At 48.0% G+C, this 25558-nt stretch carries 17 protein-coding genes and 3 tRNA genes; 5 read left to right on the top strand and 15 right to left on the bottom strand.

What is annotated here, in order from left to right:
- The first annotated feature begins 83 nt into the window (after window positions 1-83).
- Entirely contained in the window at window positions 84-2396 is a 2313-nt protein-coding gene (locus tag KJA68_RS08140; RefSeq protein ID WP_213036434.1) for a hypothetical protein, read from the top strand.
- 100 nt (window positions 2397-2496) lie between these two features.
- Here KJA68_RS08140 and KJA68_RS08135 read toward each other — a convergent pair whose 3' ends face one another.
- From KJA68_RS08135 to lptF, 4 genes are all read right to left on the bottom strand, one after another.
- Complete coding sequence (locus KJA68_RS08135) at window positions 2497-2790, bottom strand: hypothetical protein (protein WP_213036433.1); 294 nt, start codon at window positions 2788-2790, stop codon at window positions 2497-2499.
- Between the two features lie 61 nt (window positions 2791-2851).
- Window positions 2852-4588, bottom strand: coding sequence for a P-loop NTPase fold protein (locus tag KJA68_RS08130; protein WP_213036432.1), 1737 nt, complete (start codon window positions 4586-4588; stop codon window positions 2852-2854).
- 468 nt (window positions 4589-5056) lie between these two features.
- On the bottom strand, window positions 5057-6130 hold the full coding sequence (gene lptG, locus KJA68_RS08125; protein WP_213036431.1) for an LPS export ABC transporter permease LptG: 1074 nt from the start codon (window positions 6128-6130) through the stop codon (window positions 5057-5059).
- Window positions 6127-7323, bottom strand: coding sequence for an LPS export ABC transporter permease LptF (gene lptF / locus KJA68_RS08120; RefSeq protein ID WP_246487114.1), 1197 nt, complete (start codon window positions 7321-7323; stop codon window positions 6127-6129). Before lptF ends, lptG begins: the two co-directional genes overlap by 4 nt.
- Between lptF and KJA68_RS08115 the strand changes: the two genes are divergently transcribed.
- The 3 genes from KJA68_RS08115 to KJA68_RS08105 all read left to right on the top strand — a co-directional run bounded on the left by KJA68_RS08115 (window position 7310) and on the right by KJA68_RS08105 (window position 12646).
- Window positions 7310-8818 carry a leucyl aminopeptidase gene (locus KJA68_RS08115; protein WP_213036430.1) on the top strand — a complete coding sequence of 503 codons (1509 nt, stop codon included), beginning with the start codon at window positions 7310-7312 and terminating at the stop codon, window positions 8816-8818. The two genes, lptF and KJA68_RS08115, sit on opposite strands and share 14 nt — an antisense overlap.
- 71 nt (window positions 8819-8889) lie before the next feature.
- Complete coding sequence (locus KJA68_RS08110; protein ID WP_246487113.1) at window positions 8890-9408, top strand: DNA polymerase III subunit chi; 519 nt, start codon at window positions 8890-8892, stop codon at window positions 9406-9408.
- A gap of 469 nt (window positions 9409-9877) precedes the next feature.
- The gene (locus tag KJA68_RS08105) at window positions 9878-12646 is read left to right on the top strand and encodes a valine--tRNA ligase (RefSeq protein ID WP_213036459.1); all 2769 of its coding nucleotides are present in this window, start codon (window positions 9878-9880) and stop codon (window positions 12644-12646) included.
- On the opposite strand, the gene KJA68_RS08100 is transcribed toward KJA68_RS08105, so the two are convergent.
- Window positions 12643-12876, bottom strand: a complete 234-nt coding sequence (locus KJA68_RS08100; protein ID WP_213036458.1) for a sulfurtransferase TusA family protein — start codon at window positions 12874-12876, stop codon at window positions 12643-12645. The two genes, KJA68_RS08105 and KJA68_RS08100, sit on opposite strands and share 4 nt — an antisense overlap.
- Window positions 12877-13231: 355 nt before the next feature.
- Here KJA68_RS08100 and KJA68_RS08095 point away from each other — a divergent pair, with 355 nt between their 5' ends.
- Window positions 13232-14656, top strand: a complete 1425-nt coding sequence (locus KJA68_RS08095) for a beta-barrel assembly-enhancing protease (protein ID WP_213036429.1) — start codon at window positions 13232-13234, stop codon at window positions 14654-14656.
- A 111-nt stretch (window positions 14657-14767) separates the two neighbouring features.
- On the opposite strand, the gene KJA68_RS08090 is transcribed toward KJA68_RS08095, so the two are convergent.
- The 10 genes from KJA68_RS08090 to lpdA all read right to left on the bottom strand — a co-directional run bounded on the left by KJA68_RS08090 (window position 14768) and on the right by lpdA (window position 25528).
- Window positions 14768-15229, bottom strand: a complete 462-nt coding sequence (locus KJA68_RS08090) for a pilin (RefSeq protein ID WP_213036428.1) — start codon at window positions 15227-15229, stop codon at window positions 14768-14770.
- Window positions 15230-15377: 148 nt separating this feature from the next.
- Window positions 15378-17264, bottom strand: a complete 1887-nt coding sequence (locus tag KJA68_RS08085) for a SurA N-terminal domain-containing protein (RefSeq protein ID WP_213036427.1) — start codon at window positions 17262-17264, stop codon at window positions 15378-15380.
- Window positions 17265-17335: 71 nt separating this feature from the next.
- Window positions 17336-17412 (bottom strand) — tRNA-Asp (locus tag KJA68_RS08080).
- Between the two features lie 11 nt (window positions 17413-17423).
- Window positions 17424-17499 (bottom strand) — tRNA-Val (locus tag KJA68_RS08075).
- A gap of 291 nt (window positions 17500-17790) precedes the next feature.
- Complete coding sequence (gene lon / locus KJA68_RS08070) at window positions 17791-20202, bottom strand: endopeptidase La (RefSeq protein ID WP_213036426.1); 2412 nt, start codon at window positions 20200-20202, stop codon at window positions 17791-17793.
- Window positions 20203-20315: 113 nt separating this feature from the next.
- Window positions 20316-21572 (bottom strand): ATP-dependent Clp protease ATP-binding subunit ClpX, encoded by a 1257-nt coding sequence (gene clpX / locus KJA68_RS08065; protein ID WP_213036425.1) that lies wholly within the window; start codon window positions 21570-21572, stop codon window positions 20316-20318.
- Window positions 21573-21634: 62 nt separating this feature from the next.
- Entirely contained in the window at window positions 21635-22261 is a 627-nt protein-coding gene (gene clpP / locus KJA68_RS08060; RefSeq protein ID WP_213036424.1) for an ATP-dependent Clp endopeptidase proteolytic subunit ClpP, read from the bottom strand.
- Window positions 22261-23571 carry a trigger factor gene (gene tig / locus KJA68_RS08055; RefSeq protein WP_213036423.1) on the bottom strand — a complete coding sequence of 437 codons (1311 nt, stop codon included), beginning with the start codon at window positions 23569-23571 and terminating at the stop codon, window positions 22261-22263. Before tig ends, clpP begins: the two co-directional genes overlap by 1 nt.
- A gap of 36 nt (window positions 23572-23607) precedes the next feature.
- Window positions 23608-23692, bottom strand: a tRNA-Leu gene (locus KJA68_RS08050).
- Between the two features lie 414 nt (window positions 23693-24106).
- On the bottom strand, window positions 24107-25528 hold the full coding sequence (gene lpdA, locus KJA68_RS08045) for a dihydrolipoyl dehydrogenase (protein WP_213036457.1): 1422 nt from the start codon (window positions 25526-25528) through the stop codon (window positions 24107-24109).
- Window positions 25529-25558 lie beyond the last annotated feature (30 nt).

Here is a 25558-nt window from a genome sequence, read left to right as displayed (position 1 = left end):
TTAGAACCAGGCAGAAATAATTCACCATGCCCTACCTACACTCTTTTTTCTGGCCCTCCCTGACAGGCAGGAATTTTTTGGTTGTGATCACGATAGCTGGCTTATCGCTTGTCAGTGGTTGCCGGAATGAAAATTCCCCGTCCGTTATTTTTACTGATAATTCCATAAAAACAAGCATTCCTGAATCCAGCCTGTTAATAATAAACCCGAAGAAACCTGACCAGAATGGAACTGAAAAGGTTGCGGAAATTCCGGATGACAATCGGCATGTCCCTGTAGAACCTGGCATTCCATACCAGAACCTGGCGCCTGCCTATCCATCCTATCCTGACGGACAGGAAACCGAATTCAAACTGGCACTCAACGTGCCTCCGTCAGGGCCGGGGCAGCTTCATAAGCCGGCAGATGCGGCGGAACGAAAGCAACGTAAGGCAGAGATCATGAACAAGGCACGTTTCTCCGGAAATGAAATGAGCCTCTGGATGCCTTTGCTGGAAAATCCGCACCCCGGCCCGGAAGAAACTTTTTACATCCTGTTTGCAACCAGCGGGGTATCTTTCGGCGGCGCGGAAGATATCGTGGAACAGTATACGTCCTACAACAGCTCTACAGTCAAAGCGGGCTTCCGCATACCCATCCTGTATCTGCGGACAACCAGAGGGCGCCTGCATGACTGGGAATTTGATCCTGACTTCGATCCTTCCATTCAATGCGGAAACAGACGTATCGCCGATGACTCGCTCAATGACGTGATCCGGTTTGCCACGGAAAAACGGCTACCGGTTTTATTCACACTGAACGGAGGAATATGGGCAGATGCAGCCTGCGACGTTCCGGACTGGGATATCAACGATCAGCTGGAAAAAAATCCATTGAACTGTCAGTGGAACGAACACGATCGGGTTATGCCCGATCATTATTCGAAAACTTTGCCAGGCTCGCTGGATTCACCAGAATTATCCCGTGGCCTGACCCTGAACGTTTATGCAGCAGAGGTGCGACGCTACAAAAAACGCAACCTGCAGGCCGCGGGGCGAGCGCTCCTGGATTTTTTCAGGGACAACCCGGATCTGTTTGTCGGGGTCAGCCTGGACCCGGATGTATATAACAATCCTTTTGTCGCAGACCGGCAGTGGTATGACTACAATCCCCATACGATCCGCCAGTTCCGGGAATGGCTAAGGAGTAGCGGCCCGTACGATGGAAAAACTGCTGATGGGACACCGGACTTAACCAATTACCGGAAAAAACGCCCGCTTTCCCTGATGGAAGTGAATCAACTCGCCGGGAAAAACTGGAAAAAATGGAACGAAGTCCAGCCGCCGCGAGTTTTCCCCAAATATCCCCGCCCATACTGGAAAGATCCATGGGTACGCGAATGGGAGCTGTTTCGCCGCCATCTGGTCGATTTGCATTATGATGAACTTTCGCAATGGCTGGCCGAAACAGGGATTCCAGTCAGCCGTATTTATTCTTCACAAGGTTTTTCTGGTCATTCGGATAAACTCATGCCCTTCGCAGTAAGACTGGACAGTCCGGTCAAGAATTTCGATAGCGGTGGCATGTCCATGGAAGGAGCCAAACCGGATCAGGGGCATTTGGGCGCGATATTGTACGGGCCAAGCGCGGTCAATGCAGTACGCATGGAAGGCAACAATTCACTGTTTGCCACATTCCGCCGTTTTGACGAAAACTGGGCAGTGACTGAATATAACACCAGCGATTTTCGTTCGCCTGCCGATCTGGCAATTCTTGCCAATGGATATCGCAGTTTCAGAGACTTGTTCAATTATGGCGCCCGTTTCGTTTCACCCATGGCATGGAACGGTTCAAACGGGATATACGCCGGGCAAAAGGGTTTCACGGCATATACTGCGATACGCAATACTCCGCTGGAGGATGCCATCCGTGATTTCATGGTCAGCCACGCAAATTTGCCTCGCCATGCGCGCTATTGGGGGTTTGGCATGCCAGCCCACAAGGATGCGGACGGATGGGAAGCACTGGAGGGTAGCCAGATACTCTGGGAAGGAGACACTGCCCTGCTGGTACCTGCATCCGGCAAGGCGATCCTGTCCGCACACCTGGAATCACAGATCGATCCCAGATATCACAACCAGCTGGTACTGGGATTGCAGCAGCCAGAAAAAATAATGGCCATTACCGTTGAGGTTGCGGATAGCGCCAATCAATCCTACGTCCGGCTAACAACCGTTGAAGACCCCTCGCTTGTGCATGACACACTGGGAATCCATCTGCCTCTCGCCTGGAACGGAAATATCCAGCCAGAAAAAATACGCATTACCATCCAGTTTCATGCCGGAGTAGAAAAAACCCGACTCCATTACATCAGCCTGCACCCGTCCAGCATCCAGCCAGACCGGAAACTCCAATAGTGGCCATTGTTCACACCCGGGCTGGGCAACCTCACTAAAACCTGGCCCTGCGGAGCAATCCGCCGGAGCCGGTAAAAGCAGCACGGGCATACTGACCGGACTAACGTTGCGGATACCGGGGATGCCCCCTCTCCTTCATACAGAGCTTCATGGCCCTGAATTCACCATATGTGCCTGCACCATCATTAATCATCATGGTTTCAATTGAATAACCCTGCTGCGCGCTGACGCTGGATTGTAATGCTTCCCTCCGGCACCGCTTTTCATCCTGGTCAAATTTTTCATGCGCCTTCGCCTGCTGTTCCGGCGTCAGCGTGGATCCGGAAGATGCCGGTTCATTCCATCCTGCACACCCGGCCAGAACTACCAGTCCCGCTACAATCAATCTTGTCAAAGCTATCCCCTAACTGGTGCCTGTCTATACAATACAGGTTCGGATCACTTCCTGGCAATAATTAACACCGCTCCGATGCCTCTATGCCCCCCAATAAACTGTCCAAATTAAGGCCATTGTCATCAAAGGCTTTGGTTATAATCTTGGCAAGACGACTATCTTTTTCAAATTTAACAATATCTGAACAAGCGTCTCTAAAATTATTTATGCCAGCTTCAAAATCTTGGATCAAAGAATTTGTTCGCATCAAATCAAAATGAACTTTAAAAAAAGATCTTAGTTGATTTTTATCAAGAATTTTTAGTTTTTCTATATATTGACACTTGGTCGATTGTGCCAAAGTCTTTTGTACTCTATTAGAAGAAATATCCCCAAATTCTATCTGGCGTATTGCTTCGTATAAGTCCAAGGGCGGAAATGCATCTTCGCGTAATTTCATTATTTTTTGACTTATTTTTGGAGGCAGATTATCTAAACCAGACACAGGAACTTCTTTCATTTTGAATGCAGGCGAACCAAGATGTTCTTCCCATTGGGAAATATAATCATCTGCCAAATCAATACCCCCTAAATCCATAATAGCTTCATATATTTGGTGATTAGATTTAAGAGTCATATCAGGAATGAATTCCATTAAGCTTTTTGCGGTTTCCAATAATTCGGAATCTGAGGTATGGGAGTCCCATTGTACTGAATTTAAAAAGTCATTCTTTTTGTTAATAGCAGCTTTATTTTTAGCTTCATCATTTTGAATTGCGAAAAAGTTTTTTAATTTATCCTCTTCAAGCAATCCTGTTTCGAGGTAATCTGCAAAAATTATTTCAAAATCTCCCGCATAGCTTAATTCTAGCCTGCTTAATAACATGCTCCATTTAATTCCATTCGGATTATTTGTTTCGGCTGAATTTGATGGCACCATTAAATTTCTTACCCGAGAATATGAACGTACATATTCAATTGTTGGAAGATTTTCAACTGCGCGAAATGATATGGCTGTCAATAAAACAATACTTGGAACCCAACACTGTGTTGGCAAATTTTGTACATCAAATTTATCTGCAATCTCTTTTACATGTGTAATAATTCTTTTTATTACTCGAATATTTTGAATCTCTAATATCTCAATTGCATCAATGACTGCTTTTTCTTGCACGAAATTGGCATGGCCCTTGGCTTTCTCAAAACATTCTTTTGATGTTGGATTTAACACAACCTCTGCATCAATTACTTTCTCATGTAACTCTTTCCATTTTCCAGGTTCATGTAACTTATCTGTATTTAAAAGGATTAAAAATTGATTTTGGTATGACTCTGAATATTCATTAAGAAATCCCATTAGTTCTCCGACCTTTAATGTCTTCCCACACCTCTCAATATCATCAATTACTATTAATTTATTCTTTACCAATGTGGGTAATAATATTAAAGACGCTTCTGCTAGCGATATCCCAGAAAATTTTATGGCAGCCGAATTCGCAATTTTTCCCAATTTTGATTTTGTTACAAAGGACTTTATTGTATTTCCCCAAACCTTACATTTAGCTATTAGATTTTTGGAGTCACGCGTATCATCAAAATATACATTTTTTAGAATTCTAGTTTTTACTTCTTCAATATTTTTTGCTCCAAATATGGAAATATAAGTTGCTGATTTGAATTTTTTATCTGCAGTTTTACGCAAGTCTTCCCATAAGTAGGTTTTCCCTATTCCCCACAAGCCCGTTAAAGCAATTACCTTTCTGTCTGTATCGCTAAGCAATATTTCTAATTTTTCTTTGACTCGTTCATATGTGTTCATGATGTTTACAATTTATTTTAATTTTATGCCCTTTGGGTTTTTAACATACTTCGTTGATTGTATGCAGGATAATTGTTACACAGGGGACGCTTTAGTCTTTCACCAATAAATCCAACCTGACAATTGGATCAGGCGAATTCTTGCCATGTACATCCTGCCGAAACCCATTCGGCTAAAAAACTTCAATCCTCCAAAGAGTTGCCTCGCCCTCTATGCCCCCTTCAAACCCGCCCCAACCCATCCCCCTGCTCGCGCAGAAAGGCATTCATGCTTTGCCCTCAAATTCTTTATTTGTTGTTCGATCAATGCCAACTTACCGTGTGGTTATGATATTTCAACATACCAACAATAAAACCCACATTTGTTGGTAGATTTCACGGTAACATTCAGGAACCCTAGGAAACAAAAACAGAAAATATCTTTATTAATTGGGCAGATACAGACCATTCAGGAACAATAAAAACACCTTTAACGTTTTTCGGTCTTCCACAACATCCATGAAGCAAGCATCAAAAACAGTGCGGGCATTGCTGTCGCAATCAGCACGGGCTGCCATTCATTGATCGCCCCCAGATTTGAGAACAGCTTGTCCACAAAGTGGAAGGTCAACCCCAGCAAGATTCCTGTAAAAATCTTCGCGCTAATGCCGCCTTCGCGCCTTTGCTGCGCAGCAAATGGCAAGGCCAGCAGCAGCATTACCAGTACGGTGGCTGGATATACCAGCTTGTTCCACAGCGCGATTTCGTAAGAAACCGTCTTCTGACGATTATCACGCAAATGCTGGATATACTGATACAGATTCACCACCGACATCTGATCCGGACCTGCCAGCAGGGCCCTCAAAATACCCAGATTGAGCGCCGAGCGCCATTCCATTCTGTCCTGATGATTGATGGCGGTTCCTTGCCTGGTAAAGATCGTCTGGGTCACACCTTCCAGTGTCCAATGGTTTTTCTCGACAAAAACAGCGCGTTTAGCGGAAATAATGGAACGCAGGTGGAATATTTCATCAAATTCATAAATACTGATATTCAGTAAGGTTGTGTCAGGGAGCACATTTTTTATATTGACAAAACTGCGCTCATCTTTAGCCCATACTCCAGAACGGAACTCCTTAAGTCTGATCTCTGCGTTCTGCGCCTTAAGCCGCAGCTCTTTCGCCATTTGCTCGCTTAGTGGCGCGATCAGCTCCCCACACAAAAAGCTCAACAGTACGAGAGGCAGACCTGTCTTAAGCAAGGCCACAATCATTTGCCGCAGAGAAACCCCGGAAGCCCGGTACACCGTCAGTTCAGAGTTCATGGCCATGTGCGTCAGGGCAATGATCGCCCCAATCAGGACAGCAACTGGAAACAACTCATACATTCTGCCGGGTACCGATAAAAGCACAAATAGCGCTGCGTAGCCCAGATGATATCCACTGCCCAGTATATTCAGTTCATGTATCAAATCAAAAAAAGCAAACAACATTAACAGGGCAGCAAACACCAAAGCTATGCTGAAGTAGATTTCGCGTCCCAGCGACCGGGTCAGCAGTTTCATCGCTTCACGATCCGTCTCAGGGAAAAAATGGTCATACGGCGATAAAACAGCAACACCAGCAGCATGAGCATCAATCCATGAATCCCCCAAAAACCAACCCCAGGGTCGATCTTGCCCTGCCCAACCAGAGAATTAACCACGCTAATCATATTGTTATAAATCATATAAATAAAAATCGCCACGATCAGGTTCAGAGAACGACCAGCACGGGGATTAACAAAGCTCAATGGTATCGCCAGCAAAGTTAAAATCAGTGCACTGACCGGCAAACTGAGCCGCCGCTCCAGTTCGGACAAATTCCCCAGGGTCAGATTGCTCAGCAAATACGTGGTTGCAAGAGAATTGAGCGGAGCCGGTCGTTTCTTTGCTTCCACAGCCTTGATGCGGATCGCGTAACGCTCAAACTCAACAATCCTGAAATCAAGCTGCCCGGGTACTCCCTCATAGCGCGTACCGTTCAGCAACACCAGAAACCGGTCTCCGTTTGCCGCAGTTTCCTGCAAACCCTCCTTGGCTACCATCGTACCCACTTTTTCATGCTGCAAGGTTTGCACAAAAATATTACCGACCCGGTTTTTTCCCAGATCCACGTTCTCAATAAAAAACACTCGGTCTGCATGCTTGGACTCACGAAAAATTCCCGGAGTCGCAGCGGACACATCATCACGGCTCTCCAGCCTGCGCTTTAATTCTTCTACCTTGGTAACCGCCCAGGGTGACAACACCAGGCTTAACAGTGCAATCAGCCCGATTACGGGTAGCGCATAACACAATACGGGACGTATCCAGCGCGTCAGACCAATACCGGAGCAGAACCACACCACCATTTCGTTGTCTCGGTAACTGCGCGTCAGCGTCAGCAATACAGACAGGAACAGGCTGATGGAGAGTACCGTTGGCAGATAATTCAATGCGCCAAAACCCAGGATTGCCCAGACACCGTCCACCGCAAATGCGCCACTGGCAGATTTTCCCAACAGACGAACCAGCTGGGTAAACGCAAGAATACTGAGCAGGACGAAAAAAATTAATATGCCCATGCTGGCAAACTCGAGCATGAGCGCGCGATGAAAAATGGAACTACGCAACAACCCAGGGCGGAACAACTTTGACTTTTTGCTTGGAACCTGCGGATAATCCGACATTGCGTGTGGAACAAAAATCTTTAAGGAGAGATGTGTGGAATTTAGCATAAAACCGGGCAGCCCGGAAAAACAGCGCAGCGGCTGCGTGGTTGTAAGCGTATTTGAAGGGGGCCAGCTGTCAGAAGCTGCACAGATTCTGAACAAAGCCTCGAATAGCGCACTCGGTAACATCATTGCACGAGGCGATATGACAGGCAGGAACGCAACTACACTTCTGCTGCATAATCTGCCCAACATTCCAGGCGAACGGGTATTACTGGTCGGACTGGGGAAACAGAATGAATTATCGGCACGCCAATATCTGGAAAGTATCGGTGCTGCAATGCGAGTTCTTTTTTCTACAGGCGCCAAGGATGCGGTCCTTTATCTGGCGGACCATCCTCCGGTAGGCCGAGACGGCGCCTGGTGCATTAGCCAGGCGGTGCTTGCCGCATTTCATGCGACATATCGCTTTGATCAGCTTAAGAGCAAAGCAGAAAAGAACAAACCAGCCTCATGCCACATTCGCTTTGGGATCATCACCGGCAAACCGAACAACCGACAGCTTCAGGCACTGGCCAATGCCACTGCAATCGGGCACGGCATGAAGCTAACAAAGGATCTGGGCAATTTGCCGGGAAATATATGCACCCCCAGCCATCTTGCAAAACAGGCACAGGCACTATCCAAGACGCACAAGACACTTAAGGTCTCCGTGCTGGAAGAAAAGGATATGCAGAAACTTGGAATGGGATCGTTATTGTCTGTTACGCAAGGCAGTGATGAACCACCGAAGCTGATCGTCCTGGAATATCGCGGTGCTGACAAGAAGCAAAAACCCGTTGCCCTGGTTGGCAAGGGCATCACATTCGACACGGGCGGCATCTCGTTAAAGCCAGGTGCGGAGATGGACGAGATGAAATATGATATGTGCGGGGCAGCGAGCGTGCTGGGTACGCTGCAGGCTATAGCTGAAATCGGTCTGAAAATGAATGTTGTAGGCATTATTCCATCCTGTGAAAATATGCCCAGCGGCTCCGCCACCAAACCCGGCGACATCGTTACCAGCATGTCCGGCCAGACGATCGAAATTCTGAATACCGATGCTGAGGGGCGTCTTATCCTGTGCGATGCTCTTACCTATGCTGCCAAATTCGAACCAGCTACCGTCATCGATATCGCCACTCTTACCGGGGCCTGCGTTATTGCACTGGGCCATGTTGCCAGCGGGCTATATAGTAATCAGGATACGCTGGCCCAGGAACTGCTGGCGGCAGGCGAACAGACCTGTGATCGTGCCTGGCATATGCCATTGTGGGAGGATTACCAGCCGCAACTGGATAGCAATTTTGCAGACATGCAAAACATCGGCGGACGGGCGGGCGGAAGTATCACGGCTGCCTGCTTTCTTGCACGTTTCACCCGAAGCTATCGGTGGGCACATCTGGATATAGCTGGCACAGCATGGAAATCCGGAAAAGAAAAGGGAGCAACCGGACGTCCAGTTCCGCTACTGGTGCAATTTTTGGTCAATTACGCCCATAAGAGCCATTCACCGGAGTGACCCACGTCAACACTTAAAAATTAATCCTTACCGGTAGCGGACGGTATGAAGCCTCCTATGGAGAAGGCTTCATGCAAGTCCGCACAACCCGGTGCCTGAAAATTCGACTTGCAGGCTATCATCCAGATCAAACCCATGCGTCCGCTAACATTATGACTCAGGTGGATTTTTACACCGGCGTGAATGACAAACTGCACACCGTCTGCAACCTTAGCCAAAAAGCCGTGCAAAACGGGCTGCGTGTACTTGTGCATACGCCACATGAATCGACCTTGGAAGCGCTGGACGAACTTCTATGGACCTATCCGGCCACTTCTTTCTTGCCACATTGCCGAAACAATACTGAAAATTCCTCCAGGATGCCCATTATACTCAGCCATCAGGATGAAATTTTTCCACACCATGAAGTATTGATCAGCCTGCATTCGACATGTTTACCGTTCTTCAGCCGCTTCAAACGAGTAATCGAAATAGTCAGCCAGGACACAGAGGATGCACGCCTGGGCCGGATTCGCTTTTGCTTTTACCGGGATCACGGCTATACCATACGTCATGTTGATCTGAGCAGAAGTTCAAAGAACTCCACATGACATCCATCCGCCGGTGAATTTACCTCCAACGAGCGACACCCCCCAAAAAATTTCTGTAATTTTTTCATAGGCAGCCATGAGCCATCCACCCGAACAGCCAGATCGTTCCAGCAGGATAAACGAATGCTCCAGCGAACCCGATGTAAATTCACCGGAAATACCAACCCTAACCGATGTCATCACCGAAGAATATTCCCCCCCCCTGCTCGGGCACGCAGAATTTCCCAATCTCTCTGAAGCGCAATGCCAGCAGCTGGCAGCACAGATCGCGCCAAAACTGGAGTCCCTGCTTCGTGCAAAACTATCCTCACATTTTGATGCACTATGGCAGAAAGCATGGGGCGACGTTAAAACGGACCTGCCTGAATTTATTCGGGCGCAGATTTCCTGCCAGCCCCCACCTTTTTCATCCGGTATAATCCCACCTGATATCAATACCCACGACAGAAACAATTCACGCACCGACAAAATGGAACTCGCAAAAAGTTTTGAACCGCAAAAAATCGAAACCCACTGGTATTCATTATGGGAAGAGGCAGGTTATTTCCAGGCAAAACTGGAAAACGAAAAAACCGCTTATGCCATCATGCTGCCTCCACCCAATGTAACCGGAACACTGCACATGGGGCATGCGTTCCAGGATACCCTGATGGATGCGCTGATCCGCTACCACCGCATGCGGGGTGACAATACACTATGGCAACCCGGGACCGATCACGCGGGAATCGCCACACAGATTGTGGTAGAGCGCCAGCTGGATTTCCAGAATATTAAACGCCAGGATATCGGACGCGAAAATTTCATCGAGCGGGTATGGAAATGGAAGGAGGAATCAGGTTCCACGATTACTCACCAGATGCGACGCCTCGGTGCTTCGTGTGACTGGTCACGCGAACGCTTTACCATGGACGAAGGATTGTCCGAAGCGGTCACCGAGGTATTTGTCAGGCTTTATGAGCAGGGCCTGATCTATCGTGGAAAACGATTGGTAAACTGGGATCCTGTGCTGGGCACGGCTGTTTCGGATCTGGAAGTTGTTTCCCAGGAAGAAGACGGTTTCATGTGGCATATCTCCTATCCCCTGGAAATTGGGGAAGGAACTTTAATCGTTGCCACCACTCGCCCTGAAACACTACTCGGGGATGTTGCAGTGGCCGTGCATCCTGAAGATGCACGCTACCGGCACTTGATCGGAAGACGACTGCAGCTGCCGCTGTGTAATCGCACCATTCCCATCATTGCTGACGAGTATGTTGACCCGGCTTTTGGCACCGGCTGCGTAAAAATCACCCCTGCGCACGATTTCAACGACTATCTCGTAGGACAGCGACACGGACTCACACCGGTCAATATATTTACACTGGATGCAAAAATTAATGAAAATGCGCCTGCCGCTTATCGGGGACAAGACCGGTTCGATGCACGCAAACAAATTCTTGCTGATTTGTCTGCGCAAAACCTGCTGGTCGAAAGCAGGCCGCACAAACTGATGGTGCCACGCGGAGACCGCAGCCATACGATCATTGAACCCATGCTCACCGACCAGTGGTTTGTAAGAATGGAAAGCCTGGCCCAGCGCGGCCTGCAAGCAGTTGCAGAGGGTGAAATCCAATTTGTGCCGGAGAACTGGTCCAATACATACAATCAATGGCTGACCAATATCCAGGACTGGTGCATCTCACGCCAGCTATGGTGGGGGCATCGTATCCCTGCATGGCATGACGAGCAGGGTAACCTGTTTGTCGCCCGTACCGAGGAAGAAGCGCGCAAGCAGGCCGGCAATAAAGAACTCCGCCAGGATGAAGACGTGCTTGATACATGGTTCTCCTCTGCATTATGGCCATTCTCCACGCTGGGCTGGCCGCACGACACCAAAGAACTGAGAACCTTTCTGCCGACCTCTGTTCTGGTAACCGGTTTTGACATCATCTTTTTCTGGGTGGCACGCATGGTAATGATGTCATTGCACTTCACCGGCAAGGTGCCATTTCGCCAGGTATATGTACATGGCCTGATCCGCGATGCCGAGGGTCACAAGATGAGCAAATCCAGGGGTAACGTCCTGGATCCGCTGGACCTCATCGACGGTATTTCGCTGGATGATCTGGTAGTCAAGCGTACCCAAAATCTGATGAACCCCAAACAGGCAGAGAATATAGAGAAACAGACACGCAAACATTTCCCGAATGGAATCCCTGCCTTCGGGACGGACGCAATACGCTTCACATTCGCAAGCCTGGCTTCGCACGGACGCGACATCAAATTTGATCTGCAGCGTTGCGAAGGATATCGCAACTTCTGCAATAAACTGTGGAATGCCACGCGTTTCGTATTAATGAATTCTAAAGAGCAGGACATCGGACTGGATCAATCCCTGCCGGTCAAGCTTAATGTTGCGGACAGGTGGATGATAAGCCGCCTGCAGCAGGCAGAATCAGAGATGGCAGATCATTTTGACCATTATCGCTTCGACATGGCGGCGCGCACACTGTATGAACTGGTATGGGACACCTACTGTGACTGGTACGTGGAAATGGCAAAGGTGCAGCTCAGCCCAGATTACTGCACCGTTTCTCCAGAACATTCAGGAACGCATGAGGTGCAACGCGCCACACGATACACCCTGGTGCGCGTACTGGAAACCATACTTCGTCTGGCACACCCTATCATTCCGTTCATTACCGAAGAGTTGTGGCAGAAAATTGCGCCACTGGCAGGAAAGCAGGGCGACAGCATCATGCTGCAGCCTTATTCACAAGCAGTACAGGAACAGATTGACACGGTTGCATTGCAGCAAATCGGCCTGCTTCAGGAAATGGTTACAGCCTGCCGGAAACTGCGCAGTGAGATGAACCTGTCTCCTGCACAGAGAATACCGCTCATCGCAAGTGGTGACGTAGATATCCTCCGAAATTTCTCACCCTATCTACAGACGCTCGGAAAATTAAGCAACGTTAGTCTGCTGGACGACCTACCGGACACAGATGCTCCTGTTGCAGTTGTCGGTAACTTTAAACTGATGCTCGAAATCGAAATTGACGTGGATGCCGAGCGTGATCGTCTGCGCAAGGAGATTGACCGCCTGAATGATGAAATCCACAAGGCGAAAGGCAAACTGGAGAATGAAAATTTTGTTTTACGCGCTCCACCACATGTGGTGGAACAGGAACGCAAACGCATGGACAGTTTCACCATTACCCTGACCCAGTTGCAGACGCAACTCGACAAGCTTGGTTAAGTCTGTCTGCGGCGCAGGTAAAATATGAATTCTTCCCCCTGACTCGAAGCGGACAGTAAAACATTACCAGTCTGTTTGCAAAAATCTGCAAAGTCGTCAGGTGACTTGCTGTCCGTTGCAACGACTTTCAGCACCTGCCCACCCTCCATTTGCGCTAGCATCTTTTTGGTGCGCAGAATGGGCAAGGGACAACTCAGTTTACGTGCGTCCAGTTCGACATCAAATTCCATGGTGTTCATATTCACTATATCTGCATGCACAATCGTTAATTTTGTATCCTGCCATCATACCAAACCGCGGAAGGAGCTTCGGCATACACGCTGCTTGCCACAAAGGTAAAACCATTCTTTCCGCACTTTGGTATTCATAGGACCAACCAAATTTTTTAAATACAAATTATTTTATAATATTTAAGTATTCAATACGAACATAAAACTACTTTGCATCCGCGGATTAGTTAGCATTACTTCCTTTTCATAGCCCGGTAATACTGTTCAGGCAAATAGAATACAAGCCACATGCTAATGATTACCTCCTGAACAGCAGATTTTGGAACCACCGGAACCAGCAGGTATCCAATTCATCATGAAAAAATGGCTTTACACGTTGATGTTTGCATGGTCACTGTCATGTCAGGCAGAAGGGCTACCCGATCTGGGAGATACCTCCCAGGAGGTGATGTCGCCCCAGCAGGAAAGAAAAATTGGTGAACAGAGCATGTTTGAAATACGCTCGGATAAAGACTACCTGGATGATGCCGAAGTTAACGACTACCTGAACCAGATTGGATACCAGCTTGTTTCTCATAGTAATGAGCCCGGGCAGGAGTTTGAATTTTTTACCATCAACGACAACTCGATCAACGCTTTCGCGCTGCCGGGAGGGTTTATCGGAGTAAACACCGGTCTGATACTCATGGCACAAAGCGAATCTGAGCTTGCCTCGGTACTAGGCCACGAAATTGCCCACGTAACCCAGCATCACATTGCAAGAATGGTGGCCGGTCAAAAGGTGGATACATTGACCGCCATGGCGGCTCTTGCCGTGGCGATTCTGGCTGCACGCAGCAATCCTCAAGCGTCTCAGGCTGCCATGATAGGAATGCAGGCCGGCGCTATCCAGAGGCAATTGAACTTTACCCGCATTCATGAAAGGGAAGCCGACCGCATCGGCCTTGACACGCTTCAAAAGGCCGGCTTTGACCCACACGCCATGCCGATCTTCTTCGAACGCCTGCAGAAATCCACGCGCCTGCTGGATAACAACATTCCTTCCTATCTGCGCACCCACCCAGTCACCAGCGAACGGATCGCCGATGTCGCAAACCGGGTACAGCCCATCCCTTACCGGCTGGTTCCGGACAGTATGAATTTTCAGCTGGTACGCTCCAAACTACGGGCCATGCAGAATCAACCGCAGGAAGCCATTCGTTTCTTCCGGAATGCAATCGGCGAACAAAAACATGGTAACCAGACAGCCCAGCGATATGGTCTTGTACTGGCTTTACTGCGGACCGGTCAAGTAGAAAATGCCTCTCAGGAATTTATTCCGCTGCAGGAACTCACTTCACAAAATCCCATGATTGCGACACTCGGAGGGAAAATCAGACGGATGGCAAAAGAAATGACCGGGGGAATTGAATATTACCAGAATGCTACGCAAAATTTCCCACAGCACCGGGCGCTCTATTATGATTACATTGATTTACTGGTGGAATCGAACCGGTTGAATGATGCGATCAGAATTCTCAATGACCAGGTCATCAGTTACCCTAATGATGTACGGCTATATGAACGTAGCGCACGCATCTACGCCTCTTTGGGGAAAAGACAGGAACAGCATCACGCATTGGCCCATGTCTACATTCTGCGCGGTAATGTGCATGGTGCAATCGAACAGCTGGAATTAGCCAAGGAAGCTGGTAATGATTTCCGCGAACTGTCGATCATTGAAAAAGAATTAAAGGAATTTAAAGAAATTGCTTCAGCTAAAGCTAAAAAGCCTTATTAAATTTGAATGCTTGCATACTTCCAGAAGCAGAAATCAAGCCATGACCTGTAGAAACACAAACTTTTTGAAAGTCGCACCGGTAGGCTATTAACAGAATACCCGCATAAGAAATCACGGGCAACCAAAATGCTTCTGGGCAATTGCATCCAACCCCGGCGGAGTCGCAAGACATGCCCAGGTGACGCTCTTGGTTTTGTCATTACCGGACCCTGTTATCGTGATTGATTTTCCATCGATGGTATCGGCTCTGACCTCACGCATTTTAAAGGTGATCGTTACCGAGCTTCCAGCCCTGCCGTCCACAGCAAATGCCGTTGGTTCCACTTCATCCGGCATTGACACTCCTTCGGGCAAATTTGTTGCTTTCCAGTACACACCTGCAAAGGTTCCGTTTTTCTGGTAATACTGTGACAGATTCAATTTAACCGGATCAAGCGCAGACCGGACTTGCGACAGTTTGGTCTTAACTTCATTGTCCTGAAAAGCAGGTATTGCCACAGCAGCCAGAATTCCGATAATCGCCAGTACGATCATCAATTCAATCAGGGTAATCCCTTTTTGAATTTGTTGCATTATCACAACTCCTTTATGAGTGCACCATTTGGCACATTCCCTCGACCTTGCCCATTGATCGAAATAGTCTGAAATCCAGGCATGAATAAGGTATATGACTGCCTGAAGCCTGCGTTACCTATGCTCTTTTCCTTCTGAAGCAAATTCCCTATTTTTGGCTAGCAGCAAAAGCCTTAACGGTAACATCCGCCCCTTTCCTGGTGTCTGCAAGGAATGCCTGGAACATTTCTTCACCCGTAATCTGGCGCAGTTCATGCATGTAGCGTACATGCTTGGTGTCGTCTACAGCAGCAACTTCTTTGACCGCATCCACGCGCAGCAGGATATAACCGTTCTGTTCATTTTCCACCCCTGCATACGCGGGAAGCTTAGATGCATCCATCTGGAAAGCGAGGCGAGCCAGACTATTTTGTAACTCGGCATGCTGTACACGCGTGATTGAGGCCGGTGCTGTCCATTTCACATCCACTTTCTCCCCCCGCTGCAACTGGGCCAGCACTTTCTGCCCCTCTTTGATCGCCAGCTCCAGGCCTTGCTTTCTCAACAGCTTCTGACGGATGCCTTCGCTGACCTCCTTAAGCGGTTTTGTACTGGCAGGTTTGTATTCCAGCAAACGTGCCGCAAACAGGGTATCCGGTGCAATCTCCACAGCTGCGCTATTACGCTTCTTCTTCAACACATCTTCAGAAAACACAGCCTGCATGGCCTTGCTGGTCCAGGGCATGGGTCCACTCTGCTTTTTACTCAGCCACTCACTTTGCTGCAAAGGCACTTTTACCAGTTCTGCTGCAGGTTTGAGCGTATCGCTTTGCTCATATACGATATTGCTAAACTTTTCTGCCAATCCGGCAAACAGTTCGCTTGACTTCTGCATTTTAAGCTTTTGGGTAATATCCGCCTTTACTTCGTCCACGGACTTAAGCTTTGCGGAAGTCACCCCAAGCAGCTTGATAATGTGATATCCAAAATCCGTTTGCACTAATCCGCTAATTTCACCTGCTTTCAATTTGTATACCGCGTCTTCAAATGGCTTGACCATCATCCCGGGGCCAAATTCCCCCAAATCCCCGCCGTTTGCAGCGGAACCTGGATCCTGTGAGTATTGCTTAGCGAGATCAGGAAATTTGCCGGGGGAAGACTGAACCTGCTTCAATATTTGCTCCGCCTTAGTCTTGGCAGCCAGCTTATCTGCATCGGATGCCTTTGCATTGATTGAAATCAGGATATGCGCAGCCCGACGTTGCTCCGGGGTACCAAATTCGCTCTGATGCTCATCATAATATTTCTTGATTTCAGCCTCATCCACCACGACTTGCGGCTGCAAGCTTCCAGCTGAAAATGTGAGATACTCCACACGCACCTGCTCATCCGTTTCAAACTCCTTCAGATTCGCATCGTAATAACTCTTCACCGATGCATCATCTACTTTCGCCTGAGCCAGATATGGTTCGACAGGAATTCTTGCCACTGCAACGACACGCTGCTGTTCATTCAGGCGGATCAAATTATCCGCAGTTGTGCGGGATGCATACCCATTCTGCATATACCCACCAATCATCTGGCGCATATATAGTTCCCGCGCAACCCTGTCTTCAAATACCTGGGGAGTCATATTTTCACGACGCAACACGGCTTCGTACTGCTCCTTATCAAATTTTCCATTTTTATGGAATGCATCAATGCCTGCAATGCTCTCTGCTAGCAATTTCTCACTGACCGTCAACCCGATCGAACGCGCTTCCTTCATTAACAGATGCTGACTGATCAGACTCTCCAGAACCGAACGCTTGATTTCTGGATTTTCAAACATGGCCGGATCGAAGCTGCTTCCCATCACCTGGCGCATTCTTTCCTGCTGCTGTGCCATAGCCTGGTCGAACTCAACCTGATATATCTTATCTCCATTCACCGTAGCTAACGCTTCGCTATCCGATGACTTGTTGTAATTATCCACACCCCAAAATGTAAACGTGAGAACAATCAGCAACAATACAATTTGCACAAACCGTTTATTATTCTGTACAAAATCAAACATTTACGATCGCCCGGTTAATTGGTTTTATTGCAGAAAAAATAAAAAAAGGCGAACTTTCGTTCGCCTTGTAATGGCGGAGTGGACGGGACTCGAACCCGCGACCCCCGGCGTGACAGGCCGGTATTCTAACCAACTGAACTACCACTCCAATACTCAAACTGGTGGGTGCTGAGGGGTTCGAACCCCCGACATTCGCCTTGTAAGGGCGACGCTCTACCAGCTGAGCTAAGCACCCAATTTTAAAATTATAATACATTTCCAAAATATTTACCAGCACAGAATTCAGCTTTCTACCTCGCGTCCAGTTTGACATGCAGCCGACTGCATCCATTATCTATGCTGTACACAAACAATCCAGCCTTAAAGTTTCCGCCAGCAAACTAAAGCTATCTACCGTCCATTCCGGCTAACATCCACAGACGAACCAAAATTAGACCGGGAATAGCATGCACAAGATTTTCTATTTCACCCTGTAACTTCAGGGCATCTCTTGCACCCATCCCGGTTCATTGCGCTTTATTACCGGTTAATGCTTAATAACCGTTGCACGATTTTCTTCTGCCACCATGATCGGCTTTGTAACTGGCTCTGTCTCAGGCAATGATTCAGGCTTGCGCTCCAGCGCCATTTCCAGCACCTGCTCTATCCATTTAACCGGATGAATATCCAGCTTGTTCTTGACATTATCCGGAATATCCACCAAATCTTTGGTATTATCCTGCGGAATAAGCACAACTTTTATGCCACCACGTTGTGCCGCCAGCAACTTTTCTTTTAAACCACCAATCGGCAAAACCTCGCCACGCAAAGTAATTTCACCTGTCATTGCAACATCTGCACGTACCGGGATGCCGGTTAACGCAGACACCATAGAGGTGCAGATTCCAATACCCGCACTTGGCCCATCTTTTGGAGTCGCTCCTTCTGGCAAATGGATATGCAAATCTGTCTTCTGATAGAAGTCGTCCTCAATCCCCAGATTACGGGCACGGCTACGCACTACACTCAAGGCGGCCTGAATGGATTCCTTCATGACATCGCCCAGTTTCCCTGTTGGAGTAATGTTTCCTTTTCCGGGCAAAACTGCAGTCTCAATTGTCAACAATTCTCCGCCAACCTCTGTCCACGCCAAGCCTGTCACCTGTCCGACCTGGTTGTTTTTATCCGCGATTCCATAGCTATAGCGCCGCACCCCAAGATATTTATCCAAATTGCGTGAATTTACCGTAACCTTGGTATCGCGCCCTTTGACCAGCAAGGCTTTCACTACCTTACGGCATATCTTGGAAAGCTCGCGCTCCAGACTGCGCACTCCGGCTTCACGCGTGTAGTAACGCAGGATATCCCGAATCGCGCTTTCGGAAATACTGATTTCCTCATTTTTTAGTCCGTTATTTTTAATGGACTTCGGAATCAAGTAATGCGTTGCAATATTTACCTTTTCATCTTCCGTATAGCTTGATACGTGAATAATTTCCATACGGTCCAGAAGAGGAGCCGGAATATTCATGGTATTTGCAGTTGCAACGAACATGACATCAGACAAGTCATATTCGACCTCAACGTAATGATCCACAAATGTGTGATTCTGCTCCGGATCGAGAACCTCAAGCAAAGCTGAAGATGGATCACCGCGAAAATCCATACCCATCTTATCCACTTCATCCAGCAGGAACAGCGGGTTTTTCACGCCGACCTTCGACATGTTCTGCAAAATTTTCCCAGGCATGGACCCTATATAGGTGCGCCGATGACCGCGAATTTCCGATTCATCGCGCACTCCACCCAGTGCCATACGTACAAATTTGCGTCCCGTAGCACGCGCAATAGACTGTCCAAGCGAAGTCTTGCCTACACCAGGAGGACCGACCAGGCATAAAATAGGCGCTTTCATTTTGTCAACACGTTGCTGCACCGCAAGGTATTCTACGATGCGTTCCTTAACTTTTTCCAACCCATAATGATCGGCTTCCAATACATCCTCAGCAGCCTTCAGATTCGTATTGATCTTAGTTTTCTTTTTCCATGGCAAACCAGTCAGAACATCCATATAGTTCCGCACAACCGTTGCTTCGGCGGACATGGGCGACATCAGGCGCAATTTTTTCAATTCGGCTTCTGCCTTGGCACGGGCTTCCTTCGGCAAATGGGCTGCCTTGATTTTCTTTGCCAACTCCTCAAAATCTGCGCCATCCTCCCCTTCACCCAACTCTTTCTGTATTGCCTTCACCTGCTCGTTCAGATAGTACTCACGCTGGCTCTTTTCCATCTGCCTTTTTACGCGTCCGCGAATTCGCTTTTCCACTTGCAGAATATCCAGCTCTGATTCCAGAAGACCCAACAGGTGCTCCAGGCGCTTCCGCACATCGAAAATCTCCAGAATCGCCTGCTTCTGCTCCAGTTTAAGCGGTAGATGGGCAGCAATTGTATCGGCAAGACGTCCGGAATCGTCCAGGCCAGCCAAGGACGTTAACGTTTCTGGCGGGATTCTTTTATTAATCTTGACATATTGATCGAACTGATCAATTAACGCACGGCGCATTGCCTCTGCTTCATTCCCCAGATTTTGATCAACAGGAACTGGATCAATATCTGCATCAAAGTGGCTTTTCTCGTCCAGAACTTGCAATATTTTTGCGCGCTGCGTGCCCTCAACAAGTACTTTCACAGTACCATCAGGCAATTTGAGCATTTGCAAAATATTGGCAATACTACCTACGCGATACAGGTCTTCAGCTACGGGCTCATCTTTGGCAGCAGCTTTTTGTGCCACTAAGACAATGCTTTTGCCTGACTCCATGGCAGACTCTAACGCCTTAATCGACTTTGCACGCCCGACGAATAGTGGAATTACCATGTGAGGAAAAACCACCACGTCCCTCAAGGGGAGCAATGGAAAAAAACTGGAAACGGGTATATTGGTATCTTGCTCTGACATGGCAGGAACTCCTATTTGGATTAACTTGGCTGTTAGATGGGGGCGAAGTGAAATAATTCAAGTAAAAATACGAATTACAACACTCCGGCTAAATTCAGGAAGCCAGGAATTGCCTAAGCTGCCCTGGATGCATCTGCGTAAACCACGATCGGTTTGATTTCCCCATCCGTACTATTTGCTTCCAACACCACTTTGCTGACATTTTCCATCGAAGGCAAGTCATACATAATATCCAACAGGGCATGCTCCAAAATAGAGCGCAAACCACGCGCCCCAGTCTTACGTTCCAGCGCTTTTTTTGCAATTGCCTGCAACACTCCTTCCTGAAATTCTATCTCTACGCCTTCCATGGCAAAAAGCTTATGATATTGTTTGGTCAGAGCATTTTTAGGCTCGGTTAAAATCTGGATCAGCGCAGCCTCGTCCAGTTCTTCCAGAGATGCAACCACTGGCAAACGCCCGACAAATTCCGGAATCAGTCCGAACTTGATCAAGTCCTCCGGCTCTACATTACGCAGAACGGATCCTGCATTTTTTGCGCCGGCGGAATCAGGCAAGCTTGCACCAAAACCTATTCCTGCTTTTTGTGTTCTGTTTAGTATGACCTTTTCCATGCCATCAAACGCGCCGCCACATATAAACAGAATATTGGTGGTATCGACATGCAAAAATTCGGTATTCGGATGTTTGCGGCCGCCCTGCGGAGGAACGGAAGCTTTGGTCCCCTCGATCAGCTTGAGCAATGCCTGCTGCACTCCTTCTCCGGAAACATCACGAGTAATGGAAGGGTTGTCCGATTTGCGCGAAATCTTATCAATTTCATCGATATAGATAATTCCACGCTGGGCACGCTCCACATCGTAATCGCAAACCTGTAATAACTTCTGAATGATATTTTCGACATCCTCCCCAACATAACCAGCTTCAGTCAGGGTAGTCGCATCAGCCATTACAAAAGGTACATTAAGCAACCGCGCCAGAGTTTGTGCCAGCAGGGTTTTTCCGGAACCGGTCGGGCCAATTAGCAAAATATTGCTTTTAGACAGCTCCACGCCGTCATTAATGTTGCTTTTCAAACGCTTGTAATGATTATAAACAGCGACCGATAAAATCTTCTTGGCAGGTTCTTGACCGATCACATACTCATCAAGCCGCGCACGAATCTCATGCGGCACCGGAAGCTTGTCCGTATCCGGCTTCCCGGACACTGAATGATTGTTTTCCTCGCGGATGATATCGTTACACAGCTCAACACATTCGTCGCATACAAACACAGAAGGCCCTGCAATCAGCTTGCGAACCTCATGCTGGCTTTTTCCGCAAAACGAACAGTACAATAATTTGTCGCCCGTGCTTTTATCCAGCGCCATTCCTACCCCCTGTTTTATCTATTGCCTGTATTCATTTCATTCAATCAGGCCGATAACTGTGTTCAAACCCGCTTGTCCAAAACCTGATCCACCAGACCATATTCAACCGCTTCAGTCGCAGTCAGGAATTTATCGCGTTCACTGTCGCGTGCGATTTCCTCAATATTCCGACCAGTATGCTGTGCCATCAAAGCATAGAGCCGTTCCCGCAGGCTTAGAATATATCTGGCATGAATTTCAATGTCAGATGCCTGCCCTTGAAACCCACCCAAAGGCTGGTGAATCATCACCGAAGAGTTTGGCAGGACAAACCGCTTTCCCTTTGCACCGGCCTGCAACAAAAAAGCCCCCATGGACGCTGCCATACCGATACATAAAGTGGACACTTCAGGTTTGATAAACTGCATGGTGTCATAAATAGCCATTCCTGCAGAAATGGAACCACCCGGCGAGTTGATATAAAGATGAATATCCTTATCTGGATTTTCAGACTCCAGAAATAATAACTGGGCCACCACAAGATTTGCGGTCATATCGTTGACGTTACCCACCAGAAATATTACGCGCTCCTTGAGCAATCTGGAATAGATGTCAAACGCACGCTCTCCGCGCCCGCTGGTTTCAATCACCATCGGTATCATGCCGATGCTTTGGGGATCGTAACCGTTTTGTGGCTTTTCACAAGTCATCACGCAGGATTCCCCATCAACTCATTAAATTCCACCACCTTCTCCGTCACCTTGGCAGTATCCATTACCCAGGTTACTACATTATCTTCCAGAACCAGATTTTCTGCTTCTTGCAACCGGGTAGGATCATTGTAGTGCCACTGGACCACCTCTTCAGGATTGTCATAACTTTGCGCATACTCTTCAACGAGAGATTTAACCTGTTCAGGCTTGGCATGTAACCCATGCTTCTCCACCAGATCCGTAATGATCAGGCTTAGCTTGACCCGCCTTTCTGCACGCTCGTTGAACATTTCAAGTGGCAAAGTATCCTGGCCTTTCGGCAGCGCCATATTACGTTTTTTCATATCGTTCATGGTTTGCTGCATCAGGCTCTTGGCTTCAGCCTCAACCAGTGATTTGGGCAACTCCATTTCAGTAACGCGCAACAAAGCAGACATCGCACTGTCTTTGTTGCGCAACATCAGGCGACGCCTTATTTCCCGATCAAGATTTTCCCGGACTTCCACCCTCAGCCGATCCAAATTCCCGTCTTCCACACCCAACAATCTGGCAAATTTTTCATCTAACTCAGGCAAACGAGCCTCTTCTACCTTTTTCAGGGTAAGAGTGAACGTCGCCGGTCTGCCAGCCACTTGCTTGGCGTGATAGTCGACCGGGAAATTCATGTCAAAGGATTTTTCTTCCCCTGCCTTCATGCCGATGATGGCATTCTCAAAGTCCGGCAGCAATTGCCCGACACCCAGCAATACCGGCAAATCCCTGGCTTCGCCCCCTTCAAATATTCTTCCATCCATCAGACCACTAAAATCAATAATCACTCTATCTTCATTTTGCGCTGCACGATCCACTGGTTCGTACGTAGCATGCTGCTTACGGAGAGTGGTCAGCGTTGTATCCACATCGGCATCGTTTAATGTATAAACTGCCTTTTCCACATTTTCAGAAGCGATATCACCCAGAACGACTTCGGGATAAACCTCAAAGATCGCGCTATATTCAATCCACAATGCATCCGGTTCAATCTCTTTTACCTCGAATTCCGGATACCCCACAATTTTTAAATTACCTTCCTGCGCCTCTTTGGCAAAGGATTGCCTCAAGGCATCCTGAATCACTTCCTGCTGCACTCTAGGACCGTGTTTTTTTTCCAAAATCTTGAACGGAACTTTTCCCGGCCTGAACCCAGGCACCTCTGCGGTACGTGCAATTTTCTTCAGGCGTGCTTCCATCTCACTGCTAACCAGTTGCACAGGGATGGCTGCCTTCAGACGGCGCTCCAACCCGCTCACGATTTCTATACTCGACATGCTAACTTTCCTTAGGTTAATAAGTGAATTTTTAGTTGGTGCGAAAGGAGAGACTCGAACTCTCACGCCTTGCGGCGCTGGAACCTAAATCCAGTGCGTCTACCAATTCCGCCACTTTCGCCGGTTCAGATCAATTAATAATTGTAGCATAGGAAAGAATGCAGGAATAAACGGAAATTACAGCTATTTTGGCTGCACTGTCTGTACCCCGTTCCCCCAAACGATTCTTCAAGAATATTCCCGTTTCCAGCTCACATTAATATAACCCACAAGCATCAAACGATTTAATAAATACACCTCCACCAATCCGGTTCAGAACATGCAATACCGCTACAAGGTGCGGCGGTCTCATTCCGCATCTCAATTTCATTTCTCCAGGGTCTGATCCGGCATACAACCCGACTGGACCGATGCTGACCGAACATATTTGGGTGCGCCAACGCTTTTATAACTTGCCCTATCCATAAATATATTGCATAAAAATGAACATTGCCAATGCACTGACTAACCATTCACATGGCGTGGACCATCCACGTCATATATGAATTGTACGACTGTCAACCGCCAGTGCGGCTTCATGCATCACCTCCGCAAGTGAAGGATGCGCATATACCATGCGCGCCAAATCTTCACTGCTCGCAGCAAACGCCATCGCTTGCACACCAAGCTGGATCAGCTCGGATGCCATCGGGCCTATTATGTGCACTCCAAGAATACGATCCGTTTCCGCATCGGCAACGATTTTTACAAATCCTCCCGTATCCCCCATGGCTCGAGCACGCCCATTCGCCAGAAAAGGAAATTTCCCAGTCTTATAGGCTATACCATCTGTCCTGACCTGCTGTTCAGTTTTGCCTACCCAGGCGATTTCAGGGGCAGTGTATATCACATTCGGCACAAAACTCAGGTCGCCACATCCCACCTGACCGGCGATCAATTCCGCCACCATCACCCCTTCTTCCGATGCCTTATGCGCCAGCATCGGGCCACGAACCACATCGCCTACGGCAAACATACATGGCAAATTAGTTCGGCAATATTCATCCACCTCAATACGGCCAGCACTATCGAGTTTAAGCCCGACTGAATCAGCACCCAGACCCTGCGTATTGGGAATTCGCCCGATTGCTACAATCAATTTTTCAGTATTCAGTTCCTGATCTTCGCCCTGGCTGTTCCGCCAGCTGATGGTTACTTCCTCAGGGGTCTGCGTAACTGTACCGATCTGTGCCCCGAAATGAATGGACAATTTTTGTTTAGTAAACACCCGCAATGCTTCTTTGGCAACCTGCTCATCTGCTGCAGACAAAAACAACGGAGAACTTTCCAGAACCGTCACTTCAGACCCAAGTCTCCTCCACACACTGCCAAGCTCCAACCCGATCACTCCCGCACCAACAATAACCAGCCGCCTGGGCACATCGCTAAAATTCAGCGCGCCTACATTATCCACGACCTGCACACCATCAGTTTGGACCTGCTGGAGGTTACGTGACTTCGAACCAGTGGCAATGATTACATTTTTGGAACAGATTTCCTCACTACCCGAAATACCAATACGCCAAAGATCACCATCCCGACCTAGCAAGCTGGCGGAACCATGAATGGATACGACCTTGTTTTTCTTGAATAGCTGAGCAATACCCATGGTAAAGTCAGAAACAATCTTGCCCTTGCGCAGCAGCATTTTCTGCACATCCATGCTCACATTTTCTGCACCGATGCCATGAGAACCAAAATCATGCTTGAGCCGCTCAAAATTCTCAGAAGACTCCAGCAATGCCTTGGATGGAATACAGCCAAAATTTAGACAGGTTCCACCGAGACTCGGCTTGCCATTCTCGCCTTTTAAATCATCAATACAAGCAGTATGCAGTCCAAGCTGGGAACAACGAATCGCCGCCACATATCCTCCTGGCCCGGCCCCAATTACCACAACATCGAATAAGTTTGACATCATTACCTATCACCCAGCCACTAAAAATAT

The sequence above is a fragment of the Candidatus Nitrotoga fabula genome, assembly GCF_905221025.1.
Classification (GTDB): Bacteria; Pseudomonadota; Gammaproteobacteria; order Burkholderiales; family Gallionellaceae; genus Nitrotoga; species Nitrotoga fabula.
The sequence above is the reverse complement of the archived record's forward strand: the minus strand, read 5'-3'. Positions and strand labels throughout refer to the sequence as shown.

Bases quoted from the DNA above. Each gene is read 5' to 3' on its own strand.
- KJA68_RS08085 (WP_213036427.1), bottom strand. From the start codon at position 17,264: ATGTTTGATTTTGTACAGAATAATAAACGGTTTGTGCAAATTGTATTG.
- lptG (WP_213036431.1), bottom strand. From the start codon at position 6,130: ATGAAACTGCTGACCCGGTCGCTGGGACGCGAAATCTACTTCAGCATA.
- clpP (WP_213036424.1), bottom strand. From the start codon at position 22,261: ATGACTTGTGAAAAGCCACAAAACGGTTACGATCCCCAAAGCATCGGC.
- KJA68_RS08095 (WP_213036429.1), top strand. From the start codon at position 13,232: ATGAAAAAATGGCTTTACACGTTGATGTTTGCATGGTCACTGTCATGT.
- lpdA (WP_213036457.1), bottom strand. From the start codon at position 25,528: ATGTCAAACTTATTCGATGTTGTGGTAATTGGGGCCGGGCCAGGAGGA.
- tig (WP_213036423.1), bottom strand. From the start codon at position 23,571: ATGTCGAGTATAGAAATCGTGAGCGGGTTGGAGCGCCGTCTGAAGGCA.
- lon (WP_213036426.1), bottom strand. From the start codon at position 20,202: ATGTCAGAGCAAGATACCAATATACCCGTTTCCAGTTTTTTTCCATTG.
- KJA68_RS08110 (WP_246487113.1), top strand. From the start codon at position 8,890: ATGCAAGTCCGCACAACCCGGTGCCTGAAAATTCGACTTGCAGGCTAT.
- clpX (WP_213036425.1), bottom strand. From the start codon at position 21,572: ATGGCGCTGGATAAAAGCACGGGCGACAAATTATTGTACTGTTCGTTT.
- KJA68_RS08105 (WP_213036459.1), top strand. From the start codon at position 9,878: ATGGAACTCGCAAAAAGTTTTGAACCGCAAAAAATCGAAACCCACTGG.
- lptF (WP_246487114.1), bottom strand. From the start codon at position 7,323: ATGCTAAATTCCACACATCTCTCCTTAAAGATTTTTGTTCCACACGCA.
- KJA68_RS08090 (WP_213036428.1), bottom strand. From the start codon at position 15,229: ATGCAACAAATTCAAAAAGGGATTACCCTGATTGAATTGATGATCGTA.
- KJA68_RS08100 (WP_213036458.1), bottom strand. From the start codon at position 12,876: ATGGAATTTGATGTCGAACTGGACGCACGTAAACTGAGTTGTCCCTTG.
- KJA68_RS08130 (WP_213036432.1), bottom strand. From the start codon at position 4,588: ATGAACACATATGAACGAGTCAAAGAAAAATTAGAAATATTGCTTAGC.